This window comes from Persicitalea sp. (genome assembly GCF_041751555.1).
Taxonomy (GTDB): Bacteria; Bacteroidota; Bacteroidia; order Cytophagales; family Spirosomataceae; genus Persicitalea.
The window spans coordinates 1-13,521 of record NZ_JBGSXF010000156.1 but is presented as its reverse complement, the minus strand read 5'-3'; the positions used below and the strand labels follow the sequence as shown (position 1 = coordinate 13,521).

13 protein-coding genes are annotated in these 13,521 nt (G+C 51.6%); 10 read left to right on the top strand and 3 right to left on the bottom strand.

Annotated elements, in window-relative coordinates:
- The coding region (locus ACEW8P_RS05435) for an Eco57I restriction-modification methylase domain-containing protein (protein WP_373512090.1) at nt 1-597 on the bottom strand (597 nt) is incomplete at its 3' end.
- Nucleotides 598-733: 136 nt separating this feature from the next.
- The gene (locus ACEW8P_RS05430; protein WP_373512091.1) at nt 734-3,184 is read right to left on the bottom strand and encodes a ribonucleoside-diphosphate reductase subunit alpha; all 2,451 of its coding nucleotides are present in this window, start codon (nt 3,182-3,184) and stop codon (nt 734-736) included.
- A gap of 650 nt (nt 3,185-3,834) precedes the next feature.
- Here ACEW8P_RS05430 and ACEW8P_RS05425 point away from each other — a divergent pair.
- The 8 genes from ACEW8P_RS05425 to ACEW8P_RS05390 all read left to right on the top strand — a co-directional run bounded on the left by ACEW8P_RS05425 (nt 3,835) and on the right by ACEW8P_RS05390 (nt 11,972).
- Nucleotides 3,835-4,101, top strand: coding sequence for a type B 50S ribosomal protein L31 (locus ACEW8P_RS05425; protein ID WP_373512089.1), 267 nt, complete (start codon nt 3,835-3,837; stop codon nt 4,099-4,101).
- 117 nt (nt 4,102-4,218) lie between these two features.
- The gene (locus ACEW8P_RS05420; RefSeq protein ID WP_373512088.1) at nt 4,219-5,421 is read left to right on the top strand and encodes a putative sugar nucleotidyl transferase; all 1,203 of its coding nucleotides are present in this window, start codon (nt 4,219-4,221) and stop codon (nt 5,419-5,421) included.
- A gap of 59 nt (nt 5,422-5,480) precedes the next feature.
- Entirely contained in the window at nt 5,481-6,608 is a 1,128-nt protein-coding gene (locus ACEW8P_RS05415) for an ATP-binding protein (RefSeq protein WP_373512087.1), read from the top strand.
- Nucleotides 6,605-7,030, top strand: a complete 426-nt coding sequence (locus ACEW8P_RS05410; protein WP_373512086.1) for an ATP-dependent zinc protease — start codon at nt 6,605-6,607, stop codon at nt 7,028-7,030. Before ACEW8P_RS05415 ends, ACEW8P_RS05410 begins: the two co-directional genes overlap by 4 nt.
- A gap of 116 nt (nt 7,031-7,146) precedes the next feature.
- Nucleotides 7,147-8,049, top strand: a complete 903-nt coding sequence (gene rimK, locus ACEW8P_RS05405) for a 30S ribosomal protein S6--L-glutamate ligase (protein WP_373512085.1) — start codon at nt 7,147-7,149, stop codon at nt 8,047-8,049.
- Between the two features lie 212 nt (nt 8,050-8,261).
- On the top strand, nt 8,262-8,759 hold the full coding sequence (locus tag ACEW8P_RS05400; protein ID WP_373512084.1) for a pyridoxamine 5'-phosphate oxidase family protein: 498 nt from the start codon (nt 8,262-8,264) through the stop codon (nt 8,757-8,759).
- A 100-nt stretch (nt 8,760-8,859) separates the two neighbouring features.
- Nucleotides 8,860-11,403 (top strand): M14 metallopeptidase family protein, encoded by a 2,544-nt coding sequence (locus ACEW8P_RS05395; protein WP_373512083.1) that lies wholly within the window; start codon nt 8,860-8,862, stop codon nt 11,401-11,403.
- A gap of 173 nt (nt 11,404-11,576) precedes the next feature.
- The gene (locus ACEW8P_RS05390) at nt 11,577-11,972 is read left to right on the top strand and encodes an META domain-containing protein (protein WP_373512082.1); all 396 of its coding nucleotides are present in this window, start codon (nt 11,577-11,579) and stop codon (nt 11,970-11,972) included.
- A 65-nt stretch (nt 11,973-12,037) separates the two neighbouring features.
- On the opposite strand, the gene ACEW8P_RS05385 is transcribed toward ACEW8P_RS05390, so the two are convergent.
- Nucleotides 12,038-12,586, bottom strand: coding sequence for a cob(I)yrinic acid a,c-diamide adenosyltransferase (locus tag ACEW8P_RS05385; RefSeq protein ID WP_373512081.1), 549 nt, complete (start codon nt 12,584-12,586; stop codon nt 12,038-12,040).
- An 83-nt stretch (nt 12,587-12,669) separates the two neighbouring features.
- Between ACEW8P_RS05385 and ACEW8P_RS05380 the strand changes: the two genes are divergently transcribed.
- Both ACEW8P_RS05380 and ACEW8P_RS05375 read left to right on the top strand, forming a co-directional pair.
- Nucleotides 12,670-13,188: a hypothetical protein gene (locus ACEW8P_RS05380; RefSeq protein ID WP_373512080.1), complete on the top strand. Its 519-nt coding sequence runs from the start codon at nt 12,670-12,672 to the stop codon at nt 13,186-13,188.
- A 2-nt stretch (nt 13,189-13,190) separates the two neighbouring features.
- The coding region (locus ACEW8P_RS05375) for an S-adenosylmethionine:tRNA ribosyltransferase-isomerase (RefSeq protein WP_373512079.1) at nt 13,191-13,521 on the top strand (331 nt) is incomplete at its 3' end.

Sequence of the window (13,521 nt, the reverse complement as noted above, 5' to 3'; positions counted from 1 at the left end):
CCGAAATAAATTGTAAGAGGAGTTATGCAAGAAACTGTTAGGTGTAATATATCCTAAATAACCATTTTCCTTTAACATTTGAAGACCCATTTCAAAAAAAGATAAATAGATATCAAATGTACCTTCAGAAAATAAAAAGTTTTCTTTTAATGTTTTTCTGGTATTAATATCAAGGTTATGAATCCTTATATAAGGAGGATTACCAACAACAAAATCAAAATAATTTAAATATTTTTTATATAGAAATAATGTGTTGCTGTTATAAAATTTCCAATCTATGTTTTCTTTAATTTTTATTTTATCATATACTAATTTGTTTAAATTTTGAATCGATTTATCAAATTCTTTTGTATCTAATTCAATGGCGTAAATATACTTTTCTAACCGATTCTTTATTGTATAATTATTAATTCCCTGACTTAGACACACATCAATATACCGATTCGCGATTTCAATTAAAAAGGCACCATCACCGCTTGATGGCTCTAAAATATATTTATCCAAAATAGATTCACCAAAATAACCTACTGAATCCAGTATTTCGTTAACAATCCAGCTTGGCGTAAATACCTGTCCAAGTTTCTTGTGGTTAGACATCTTGAAAGTAATCTAATTTGATAAAAACATTTCACTATCCTTGTTTGAATAAAAGAAATCGTGACGAGTAATATAGGAAAAAATGCCCTCGCTACTAAACGAGGGCATTTTCATTTCTACAAAAATTCAAACCTCACTACGCCCCACAAGCCTCACACCCCTCAGGGTCATCTAGCGAGCACTGCATATCCGCCTTATTATCCCTTGCGGGGGCAGCCTTAGCGGCCTCCGTGTGCTCCTGCGCGTACTGCGTGTAGTCGAGTTCCTTCTCGGCGACGGCCAGGGCGGGTTCGATTTGCGGCTCGGCCTGCTTCTGCACCGTGAACTGCACGGGATCGGCGGCGGCGCGGGTGCGGAGGTAGTACATGCCCGTTTTCAGGCCCTTTTTCCAGGCGTAGAAGTGCATCGACGTCAGCTTGGCGAAGTTCGGCTCCTCCATGAACACGTTCAGCGACTGCGACTGGCAGATGTAAGCGCCACGGTCGGCGGACATATCGAGCAGCGTGCGCTGCTTGATCTCCCAAGAGGTTTTGTACAGGTCCTTGATATTCTGCGGGATGCCGGGAATCGGCTGGATCGAGCCGTTGGCCTGCACGAGCTTGTTCTTCATGTCCTCATTCCACAGGTTCAGCTTCACGAGGTCTTTGAGCAGGTACTTGTTCACAACCACAAACTCGCCGGAAAGTACCCGACGCACGTAGATGTTGGACGTAAATGGCTCGAAGCACTCGTTGTTCCCCAGGATTTGGCTGGTCGAAGCGGTCGGCATTGGGGCCAACAGCAGCGAGTTGCGCACGCCGTACTTCACGACGGCCTTGCGGAGTTTCTCCCAGTCCCAGCGGTTGCTGTCGGGCGTCACGTTCCACATGTCGAACTGGAAAATTCCTTGTGAAATCGGACTACCTTCCCAGCTTTCGTAAGGCTTCTCTTCCTTGGCGAGTTCCATCGAAGCTTCCATGGCACCGAAATAGATCGTCTCGAACACATCGAGGTTCAACCGCCGCGCCTCGTCCGACTCGAAGGGCATCCGCAGCAGGCAGAGCGCGTCGGCCAGACCCTGAATACCGATACCGATGGGGCGGTGGCGCTTGTTGCTCTTCTCGGCCTCGGGGACGGGATAGTAGTTGCGGTCGATAATCTTGTTGAGATTGCGCGTGACGACCTTCGTGATCTCGTACAACTTCTGGTGGTCAAAGCGCGAGAATCCGTCTTCGCCTTCCTCCACAAACTTGGTGAGGGCAATGGACGCCAGGTTACAGACCGCCACCTCGTCGGGCGCGGTGTACTCCATAATCTCGGTACACAGGTTCGACGACTTGATCGTACCCAGGTTCTTCTGGTTCGACTTAGCATTCGCGTGGTCTTTGTACAACATATAAGGCGTACCCGTCTCAATCTGCGACTCCAGAATCGCGAACCACAGGTCCTGCGCCTTGATGGTCTTGCGGGCTTTGCCCTCGCGTTCGTACTGCTCGTAGAGTTTCTCGAAATCCGCGCTGTGCGTGTCGGACAAGCCGGGGCACTCGTGCGGGCAAAACAGCGACCAGGTGTCGTTGTCCTCGACGCGCTTCATGAACAGGTCGGGAATCCACATGGCGTAGAACAGATCGCGGGCGCGTTGTTCTTCTTTGCCGTGATTCTTTTTCAAATCCAGGAAATCGAAAATATCGGCGTGCCAGGGTTCCATATAAATCGCGAACGAACCTTTGCGCTTGCCACCGCCCTGGTCCACGTAGCGCGCCGTGTCATTGAACACACGCAGCATCGGCACGATGCCGTTGGAGGTGCCGTTGGTTCCTTTAATATAGGTACCCGTGGCCCGCACATCGTGGATGCTGAGGCCAATGCCGCCTGCCGATTGCGAAATGAGGGCGCACTGCTTCAAGGTATCGTAAATGCCGTCGATGCTGTCTTCCTTCATCGTCAGCAGGAAGCAGGACGACATCTGCGGTTTGGGCGTGCCGGCGTTGAAGAGCGTGGGCGTGGCGTGCGTAAACCACTTTTCCGACAGCAGCGTGTAGGTTTCGACGGCCTTCTGCACGTTATCGGGGTGAATGCCGATGGCTACGCGCATGAGCATATGTTGTGGGCGCTCGGCGATCTTGCCGTCCACTTTTAGCAGGTAAGACTTTTCGAGCGTCTTGTAGCCGAAGTAGTCGTAGTTGTAGTCGCGGTCATAGATAATCGTGGAGTCGAGCAGAGCCGCGTTTTTACGGATGACCTCATAGACTTCCTTCGCAATCATGGAAGCGTTGTCGCCCGTTTTGGGATCTACGTAAGTGTAAAGCCGCTTCATGGTGGCCGAGAACGACTTCAACGTATTCTTGTGCAGATTAGAAATGGCTACCCGTGCCGCCAGAATGGCATAATCGGGGTGTTTGGTGGTCATCGAGGCCGATGTTTCCGCCGCCAAGTTGTCGAGTTCGGCGGTGGTGACGCCGTCGTAGATGCCGGAAACGACTTTTTTCGCTACTTCAATGGGCTGAATGAAGCTGGGGTCTAGTCCGTAGCTGAGTTTTTCGATCCGGGCGGTAATTTTGTCAAACTTGACGGACTCCCGGCGACCGTCGCGCTTGATTACGTACATGGGCATAGATGTGTTTGTTTTATGGGTGTTGTTTTGGTTTTGGTACTTTTTATGGATGGGTATTCTGAGGGAGGGGTTATGAAAAAATTTCCTGAAATAACGATTTTGCGGTGAGAAAAGCAACCGTCGGAAATGCGTATTTCCAGGCTTACTTTGAAAAATCTAACGCATTTTCAGTGTTACGGTAATGTTAAGAAACTAGTTTAAAGTACGTTATCCAGTAAGTGTCAGAAAGCCATTTTACCCGAAAAATACCACAAAATATTTTCAAAAAATCTGACCTGTATAGAATTAATTATCAAGTAGTTATAAAGACCAGACCGTAGAATTATTTACCCAAAACACAGAGATTCAGGAAATAAAAGGTCATCGAACAAGCCGACCCTGAGATCTGGCTGTTTATGGAAGTTAATCAGAAACTGAGGAGGTCTGACCGAATGGGCGTTCGGCGAGTTTGCCTTGGCCGTTCGTAAAGGTACGAACCTGCCTGGCAAACCGAAAGCGGAGGGTTTTGTTTTGTTCAAAAAACTGAGCAAACGGTTCTCGAATAAAAAATTACGGAGTCGGGTTGGGAGATTCGGGATTAAGTCCCTATTTTTGCAGTCCTTATTTCAAAAAAGCGCAATCAGCACAGTAACAACATATAAGTAATGAAAAAAGATACGCACCCCGATTATCGCGAAGTAATCTTCTGGGACCTTTCCAGCGATTTCAAATTCGTCACCCGTTCGACCATCCAAACCGAAGATACGATTGAGTGGGAAGACGGTAAGACCTACCCCGTCTATAAAGTGGAAGTTTCATCGCAGTCGCACCCTTTTTACACGGGCAAAAACGTGCTGGTGGACACCGCCGGTCGCGTGGACAAGTTCAGGAAGCGTTACGGCAATAAGGAGCAGGCGCAGGAGCAAGCCTAAGTCTTTTCGTCTTTTTAAATAAAAACAAGGCAGTCCCTTTGCGCGCAAAGGGACTGCCTTGTTTTTTGGGTGCTTCGCAAAAATAGCCGAAATTTGGCCAGAACCCTCGTTTAACTTATGCCTTCCGTCATTCTCTTCGATACGCCCGTCGTTCGGACGCAGCTGCTACCCTTCACCTTTACCCGCCCCGTGGCGGGGATTCGTTGCGGTATCTTGACCTTAGCCGAAAAGTGGGGGCATTGGCTGGGTACCGAACCTTCCTACGCCACTGAAAAGTATCTGAGCGAACTTTTCCGCTTTTCCCTTTCGAATGACCATGTTTATATAGATGGATCGCTTTGTCCCAATCAACGGCTGGTTGAGGTCATCGGCGAATTGCCGCCGGAGAGTTTTCTTCGCAGCGCCAAAGACCGCAGCGTGTTGGCGGTCAGAACGGTTTCGGCTGGTTGGGCAGAAGCACGGGAAACGGCAGGGCTGCGGGAGTACATTTTTCCGGACGAATACCTGGCTATCCAAAACCTCTGGGACATTTTTGTCGAGAACGGCGGTCAAATTGGTGTTGACTACAAACTACTTACTGCTGACCGAAATACCCTACCGCTCGAAGATCCACACACGCGCTGCTACGCACCCGAAAGTATTTTCATCGAAGAAGGCGTCACGATCCGCTCCGCGATCCTGAACGCAGAGGGCGGGCCGATTTATCTGGGCCGCAACGCCACAGTAGGTGAAGGTGCCATCATTCAGGGACCGTTCGCAATGGGCGAAGGTGCAGTCGTTGGACAAGGCGCGAAGATTCGACCCAACACGACCGTCGGGCCCTACTGCAAAGTAGGCGGCGAGGTCAACAATTCGGTCTTTTTCGGATATAGTAACAAAGGCCATGATGGCTATCTGGGCAATTCGGTAATCGGTGAATGGTGCAACCTGGGAGCCAACACCAACAACTCCAACTTGAAAAACGACTATACCAACGTGAAGCTTTACAACTACGCGACCCAAAGCCTGGAAGATACCGGGCGGATTTTTTGCGGACTATTTATGGGCGATTACACCAAGACAGGTATCAGCACGATGTTTAACACGGGTACGGTCGTGGGCGTCAACGTCAACGTTTTCGGCGCGGGCTTCCAACCCAAGTACATTCCATCTTTTTCCTGGGGCGGAGCCGCCGAAGGCTTCACGCCTTACCGCTTCGACAAAGCCCTGGCTGTAATCAAAGAGACGATGCGCAGGCGGGAGTTTGTGTTCGATGAGAAGCGGGAAGCGGTGCTCCGATCAATTTTGAATGATAGAATGACGGGGCCGCCCGAGCGGTGAATGGTAGAATATTGCTTTAGCCAGTTTATTCTATCATTCTATCATTCACTCATTCAAAATTGTTTTTCTCCGACCTCCCCGGCTTACAAGAAACCAAAACTACCCTGCGGCGCGCGGTGCGGCAGAGTCATGTGGCGCACGCGCTGCTGTTCGACGGGCCGTCGGGTGGCGGCGGGTTAGCTTTGGCGTTGGCGCTGGCGACGTATATCAACTGCGAGAATCGGGGCGAGGAGGATTCCTGTGGCGTCTGTGCTTCCTGCGTAAAGATGAACAAGCTGGTGCATCCCGATCTGCACTCGATTTTCCCACTGCCGCGCTCGCCGAAAGACGGTGAGGATTTGCTGGGCGAATTGACGCCGAGTTGGCGCGAGTTTTTGGGAGAAAGCCCGTTTCGGACGTTGCCCGAGTGGCTGGCGTTTATTAAGGCAACCAACAATCAGCAGGGCATCATTCCCATTAAGGAAGCGCGGGCAATTATTGGCAAACTGTCGCTGAAATCCTTCGAGGCCGAATACAAGATCATGATTTTGTGGCAGCCGGAGCTGATGAATTTGTCGGCCTCCAACGCTTTGCTGAAAATTCTGGAAGAGCCACCCGCCAAAACGCTTTTCCTGCTCGTGACGGAGCAGTCGGATCGGTTGATTACGACCATCATTTCCCGGACGCAGCGGCTGGTGGTACCCGCTTTCCGTGATGAGGATGTGGTGGAGTATTTACAAAAACATCACAATACCGACGAAATACGCGCCAAGCGGATTGCCTACCTTTGCGATGGCGACCTGTCGGCGGCCCGACAATTACTTCTGGAAAAGGAGGACGAAAGCCACGACTGGTTTGGTGAGTGGATGCGGGAATGCTACAAACGGGAGGTCATCAAGCTGGTTAAGCGGGCCGATGCCTTCGACGGCATGAGCAAGGAGAAGCAAAAGGGAATCTTCGATTACGCCCTGCGGCTTTTCCGCGACATGCTGCTGTGGACGCAAGGGGCGGGCGAACTGCTGCGCGTGCCGGAGGAAGAACTTACTTTTGTCAAGAATTTTTCCAAAGCCGTACCCGCCGACTCACTCGAACCTTTGATCACGGAAATCAACGAAGCGTATTACCACGTAGAGCGTAATGTACGGGCAAAGATGGTTTTCCTGGATTTGTCCCTGACTACGGTTCGCTTATTTCAAAAAAATACATGAAAAAGAAGACGCCCATTCCCGCCGAAAAAACCACCATCGGAGCCACGGCCACCATTAATTTCCCCGACCTCGACTGGCACGGCGTGCCGGCGCGGGTGGACACGGGCGCGGCTACCTCGTCTTTTCACTGTTCCAAAGTAAAAGTCATCGAGCGGAACGGGCAGACCTTGCTTAGTTTTGTACTGGATATGAAAAAAGGCGGGGCCAGCAAGCCCATTCTGGTGAGTGACTTCAAGGAAAGAACGGTCAAAAATTCCTTCGGACAATCGGAGCAGCGATATGTCATCCGCACGACTGTCGAGGTGGCGGGGCGGCAGGTACGTACTCAGTTTTCGCTGGCCGATCGTTACAAAATGACTTTCCCCGTGCTGCTGGGCCGTCGCCTGCTGAAAGGGAAGTTTATTGTCGATGTTTCCCAATAATTATATTTTCGTAAAAACACTTGGCCCCAGACGGAGTTCTGATAAATCCGTTTGATATTGGGCCGCCATTTGCGCACATTACTCTCCTGCTCCAGCTCGGAGCTTAACACTATTGTATGAAAATCGCCGTTTTATCGACCGACCCTGAACTATATTCGACGCGCTGCCTGGTGGAAGCCATCCGGGGGCGGGGCCACGAAGCCGTGGTTATCAACCACCTGAAATGCTTTCTGATGATCGAGGGCGAAACGACCTCTATCCGTTACGAAGGTAAGGCCATCGCTGGTATTGACGCCATTATTCCGCGCATCGGTACGTCGGTAACGGCTTACGGCTGCGCGGTGGTGCGGCAGTTCGAGCTGATGCGGGTTTATACGACGGTTAAATCCCAGGCCATCACCCGCTCGCGTGATAAGCTGCGTTCGATGCAGATTCTGGCCCAGGCCGGGGTGCGTATTCCCAAAACCGTTTTTGCCAAAAACCCGGCGCAGGTCAATGAACTAATCAAAATCGTCAACGGCCCGCCTGTCATCATCAAACTGCTGGAAGGCACACAGGGCGTGGGCGTGGTGTTGGCTGAGACTTCCAAAGCCGCCAAATCCACTATTGAGGCCTTTTTTGGCTTAAAGGCCAACTTCCTCATTCAGGAATTCGTAGCCGAGTCAAAAGGCGCGGATATCCGGGCGTTCGTCGTGGGTAACAAAGTGGTGGCGGCTATGCGGCGGCAGGGGGCCGAGGGTGATTTCCGCTCGAACCTCCACCGGGGTGGGGCGGGAACGCCCGTGGTGCTCTCGCCCGAGGAAGAACACGCCGCCCTGGATGCCGCTCGGGCGCTGGGCGTGCGTGTGGCGGGCGTGGATATGCTGCAATCGAGCCAGGGACCGATGGTGATGGAAGTCAACTCGTCGCCAGGTCTACAGGGCATCGAGAAAACCACCGGGATCGACGTGGCTTCGCTTGTCATCGCCTACCTCGAAAAGCAGATCATGCTGGATGAGGGCGATACGGTGGGGGTCTAAAAGAGAGTGAGTAAGGTTTTCAACATCTGCCAAGGTCGTCAGATGATTGACCGAGATATAGTTCTCTTTCAAGTGGCTAACGATTCACTTAAATACTTGAATTTAAGGAAAATGCAAACCTAATGTCTAACAACCCAATACCTAACACCTAATAGGTGGCCCAATTTTGGTAGCGTTTGGAAGAATAGTTTTCAACCCTAAACTTTACCCGAATGAAAAGCGAAGAAATAAACTACGAACTGAACAAAGTACAAGAGATAATCGACAATATTGAAGTAGGAATGCTTACTACCATGCAGGACGATGGCGACCACAAAAGCCGCCCGATGCAAACCCAGAAACTGGACGCCGACGGAAATCTGTGGTTCTTCACAAGCCGTACTTCCCATAAAACCGAAGAACTACAAAAACACCCGAATGTGAACGTTGCTTACGCGGATATCGACGCCCAATCGTACGTATCGGTTGTGGGCGAGGCTTCCATCGTGGACGACGCAGCCGTTAAAAAAGAGCTGTGGAATCAGACGGTGAAGGCGTGGTTTCCCGATGGTTTGGACGACCCCGATTTGACGGTACTGAAAGTCAATATCAAGTCAGCCGAATACTGGGATAGCTCTTCCTCTTCTATGGTACAGGCTTACCATATTGCGAAAGCCCTAATTACGGGCGAGCAAAACGACGAAGGCGAACACGGTGAAGTGAAAATGTAATTATCACCATCCGAATACGAGCCAAATCACAAGGGTACTCCGACGAGTACCCTTATTTTTTTGTAGTTTCGTTCAAATCTTAACCCAACCCTGGATTTGCATGAAAAAATATTTGCTTTTACTCCTGACTTTCATTGGTACTTTCACAATTCAGGCGCAGGTCGCTGACAGCTATTATTTCCCCAACAGTGTCACTTACGACCCGGCAATTCCTACGCCGCAGCAATTTTTGGGTTATCAGGTCGGTGAATGGCACGTTACGCACGATCAGCGCGTGGCCTATATGAAGAAATTGGCCGAACTTTCCGATCGTATCACGCTGGCCGAGTACGCCCGCACCTACGAGCAGCGGCCCCTGCTGCTGCTCACGATCACCAATCCGGCCAACCACGCCAATCTGGAAAATATCCGCACCGAACACGTCAAACTTACTGACCCCTCGCAGTCGGCGGGACTGAAAACGGCCAGTATGCCCGCCGTGGTGTGGCTGGGTTACTCGGTACACGGCAACGAACCGAGTGGAACCAATGCCTCGCTGCTGTCGGCCTACTACCTGGCGGCGGCGCAGGGCGCGGGCATCGACTCGCTGCTGCGCGAGTGCGTGATTCTGCTCGACCCCTGCATCAATCCCGACGGCGGCAACCGCTTTGCCAGTTGGGTCAACACCCACAAAAGCATCACGCAGGTGAGTGACCCGGCAGCGCGGGAGTACAACGAGGCGTGGCCCGGTGGCCGCACCAACCACTACTGGGTCGACCTGAACCGCGATTGGCTCTACACCCAGCATCCCGAAAGTCAGGGGCGCATGGAAAAGTACCACGCCTGGAAGCCTAACATCGTAACCGACCACCATGAAATGGGCAGCAACTCTACCTTCTTTTTCCAGCCCGGCGTGGCCTCGCGGACCCACCCGCTCACGCCGCGCCTGAACATCGACCTTACGGCCAAAATCGGTGCCTACCACGCCGCCGAGCTGGATAAGATCGGCTCCTACTACTACACCCAGGAAAATTACGACGACTTCTACTACGGCAAAGGCTCGACCTATCCCGACGTCAACGGCAGCATCGGCATCCTGTTCGAGCAGGCGAGTTCGCGCGGCCACGCTCAGGAAACTAACAACGGGCTGCTGACTTTCCCCTTTACGGTTCGCAACCAGTTCACGGCAACACTCTCCACGCTGCGGGCGGCGCGGGCCATGCGGGTGGAGTTACTGGATTATATGCGGGATTTTTATAAAACTACCTCCGACCCCGTGAAGGCCTACGTCTTCGGCGGCAGCAACGACCGCGCTCGCACCTGGGAAATGGTCAATATTCTGCACCGCAACGACATTTCAGTCTATGAATTAAGTAAGGACGAAACGCTGGACAATCGCAAATTTCCGAAGGACAATGCCTTCGTCGTGCCTCTCGATCAAGCGCAGCGGAAAGTAGTGAAGGCGATTTTCGAGAAGCGCACCGAGTTCGAGGATAGCCTGTTTTATGACATTTCGGCCTGGGCCATGCCGCTCACCTTTAACGTGCCCTATGTGGAGTCGAAGGCGAATGTTTCTTTGGGAAAAAAATTGACCGAGAATCCCTTCCCGGCGGGAAAAGTGATTGGCAAAACGAACTACTCGTACCTATTCGAATGGGACAGCTACTTCGCGCCCCGCGCTTTGTACGAACTCCAAAAACTGGGCTACCGCGTCAAAACCGCCGCCCAGCCGCTTACCGCCACTATCGACGGCAAACCGCGCGAATTCGACTATGGCACGATCCAGATACAAGTTCGTGATCACAATCCTGATTCTACCTACCAACTGCTGCAACGCCTAGCTGCCCGTGACGGTGTCGATTTCTACGCCGCCAGCACAGGCCTGACGAGCAGTGGCATCGACTTCGGCAGTGAGAATTTCAAGACCATGCGCCAGCCTAAACCGCTAATGCTGGTGGGTTCGGGCGTCAACAGCAACGACGCCGGGGAAGTGTGGCACCTGCTGGATCAGCGCATCAAAGTACCCCTGACGATGGCCGACATGGGTAGTTTCAGTCGTCTGGATTTGAGCGTGTACAACACGCTCATTCTGGTCAGCGGCAACTACAACGCACTGCCCGTGGACAAAGTCCGCGACTGGATTCGGGCGGGCGGAGTACTGATCGCGATGACCGATGCTAACGAATGGGCCGCCGAAAAAGGACTTTCCACTATAAAAATGAAGACGATTGCTAACGACACCACTGGGCCGAAACCCTATGCCCTCGCCAACCTCTATCAGGGCGCACAGGTAACAGGTGGCGCTATTTTTCAAGTAAAATTGGATTTGACGCACCCACTGGCCTATGGCTATAAAGAGCCAACGCTGAACGTTTTCCGCGATCACAACAATTTTGTGCAGTCAATCAAAGACCCTTACGGCGCACCCGCCATCTACACCGACCGTCCGCTAGTGAGTGGCTATATGTCGACTCAGAACGAGAAGCTGATTCGTAACTCGCCCGCCATTGTGTGCAACAACCTGGGTTCGGGCAAGGTGATTGCCTTGCTGGACAACCCAAATTTCCGGGCGTTTTGGTACGGAACGAATAAAGTCTTCCTGAACGCACTGTTTTTTGGGTCGCAGATTTCTTCGGGACGATTTGGCGGAGGTTCTCAGGAGTGAGTTTTTTGGGTTAGACGGTCAAAAGATTGAAGGATCTTTTTGCAGATTGCGTTGCAAACATCAACGAACACACCTTTCAATTTTTCCAATAATTATTTATGAAAAGATTGATTCTGAGCGTAATAGTCTTGTCAGGATCTTACTTCCTTTTTAATTGTAAGAACTCAAAACAGATGGCAGACAGCCAGGCCGATATGCAGGTAGGACGCACTCCCGGTGCGCCCTTGCAGGAAAACTACTGGAAATTGGTAGAACTGAACGGCCAGCTGATCGGCTCGACGGCGGAGGGGCAGCGCGAGGCGCACCTGAAATTCCGCAAGGCGGGTAACGTCGTGGAAGGCTCCATAAGCTGTAATACGCTGCGTGGTACTTACGAAATGAAGGATGGCAACCGCCTTTCCCTTTCGCCGTTAGCGGTTACCAGGAAGTTTTGCGCTAACAACAAGCCGGAAGGGCGTTTTCTAAAAGTGTTGGAAAAGGCGGACAGCTACGCCATTTCCGGCGACACGCTGTTTTTGCACAGAGCTAGAATGGCCCCACTGGCGCGGTTGGAGGCAGTTTACTTTTAAGACTAGAAAATTCTAGATTTCCTTTGTCAATCTGAGCGAACCGAACTGGCGAACCAGCTAAAGACTCACAACCGCGCCTTCCAAGCCACTTCCTCCGCCCCCAATTCCTGTGTCATCATCCGGCAGAGCATGAAAAGATAATCAGAAAGTCGGTTGAGGTAGCGGATCACGATTTCTTCCACGGCTTCGTGTTCATGCAAAAGAATGACCGCCCGCTCAGCGCGGCGACACACGGTGCGCGCCACATGCCCAAAAGAAACCGATTCGTGGCCACCCGGTAGTACGAACGCACGCAATGCGGGTAGTTTGGCATCCATCGCGTCCATCTCTGTCTCCAGTAGCGTAATATCGGCTTCGTGGAGGTCGGGGAGTTTTTTGCGGGTTTGGTCGGGTTCGCTGGCGAGGTGCGAGCCTATGGTGAACAAACGATCCTGAATTTCCTTTAATAAGTCGCGACGTGACGTGTTGACGTTCTGGTCGCGAAGCAGGCCAATGTACGAATTGAGTTCGTCCACGGTACCATAAGCGTCGATACGAATGTGAGCCTTGCTCAGGCGAGTACCGCCGATGAGGGCCGTCGTGCCGCTGTCGCCCGTTTTGGTATATATTTTCATGGTTTGGTAAGTGTTAGATTGTCAGGCATTAGGTTTTAGAGACCTACGGCCCTAATTTTGCCAAAAAAACTGATTTCTACCTCTTGAAAGTCTCTACATTCAGCATAAAAATTTGGCGTTGGTTTTCAATCCTGCTGGTCGTAGGTGCACTGGGCTGGACGTATTCGCTGCTGCCGGACTTGGTAGCGGTGAACTTCGCCGCTTCCGGCATGGCTGAAAACTATCTGGAAAAATCGACAATTTTCTACATCGTGATGGGGTTGATTATTTTCAACAATGTGGTCATTCGCGCTATTGCTAAACAGGTTCACAAAGTACCCCTCTCGCTTTTGCCCCTGCCCAACCGCCGGGCCTGGACCGATTACCGGGAGGAATTGGACGAGCACCTGACCAATTGGCTCTACTGCCTGGTCGCCGCCATCAATACCATCGTGGCCCTTAGTTTGTTTGCCCTCGGCACCTTGAATAGCAATCAGTTCAAGCAGGACGTTTTTTCCTTTGCCTGGCTCTTCTACCTTGGTTTCGGTACGCTAATCGTGATTTTCATCGCCCTGCCCATTCGACTGATGCGTCCGCCGATACCGGAGATTTCATTGGATTGAGTATGCAGGAAATTCAACTCAGCGACTACACCTACGACCTGCCCGATGCCCGTATAGCCCGTTATCCCGTGTCACCACGCGATAGCTCCAAACTACTCAACTATCAGGATGGTACCATTAGCCATCATCACTTCCACCAACTCGCCGACCAGCTTCCCGCCGAAAGTTTGCTGGTATTCAACGACACGAAAGTGATCCCGGCGAGGGTATATTTTCAAAAACCCACGGGGGCGACCATTGAACTGCTGCTGCTGAATCCCGAAGTACCTACTCGCATCATCAACGATGCCATGCTGGTCGTGGGCCAAAGTACCTGGGCTTGCATGATCGGCA

What these genes read in the sequence shown, in the direction of transcription:
- ACEW8P_RS05430 (WP_373512091.1), bottom strand. Translation starts at nt 3,184, where the DNA reads ATGTACGTAATCAAGCGCGACGGTCGCCGGGAGTCCGTCAAGTTTGAC.
- ACEW8P_RS05425 (WP_373512089.1), top strand. Translation starts at nt 3,835, where the DNA reads ATGAAAAAAGATACGCACCCCGATTATCGCGAAGTAATCTTCTGGGAC.
- ACEW8P_RS05420 (WP_373512088.1), top strand. Translation starts at nt 4,219, where the DNA reads ATGCCTTCCGTCATTCTCTTCGATACGCCCGTCGTTCGGACGCAGCTG.
- ACEW8P_RS05410 (WP_373512086.1), top strand. Translation starts at nt 6,605, where the DNA reads ATGAAAAAGAAGACGCCCATTCCCGCCGAAAAAACCACCATCGGAGCC.
- rimK (WP_373512085.1), top strand. Translation starts at nt 7,147, where the DNA reads ATGAAAATCGCCGTTTTATCGACCGACCCTGAACTATATTCGACGCGC.
- ACEW8P_RS05400 (WP_373512084.1), top strand. Translation starts at nt 8,262, where the DNA reads ATGAAAAGCGAAGAAATAAACTACGAACTGAACAAAGTACAAGAGATA.
- ACEW8P_RS05395 (WP_373512083.1), top strand. Translation starts at nt 8,860, where the DNA reads ATGAAAAAATATTTGCTTTTACTCCTGACTTTCATTGGTACTTTCACA.
- ACEW8P_RS05390 (WP_373512082.1), top strand. Translation starts at nt 11,577, where the DNA reads ATGGCAGACAGCCAGGCCGATATGCAGGTAGGACGCACTCCCGGTGCG.
- ACEW8P_RS05385 (WP_373512081.1), bottom strand. Translation starts at nt 12,586, where the DNA reads ATGAAAATATATACCAAAACGGGCGACAGCGGCACGACGGCCCTCATC.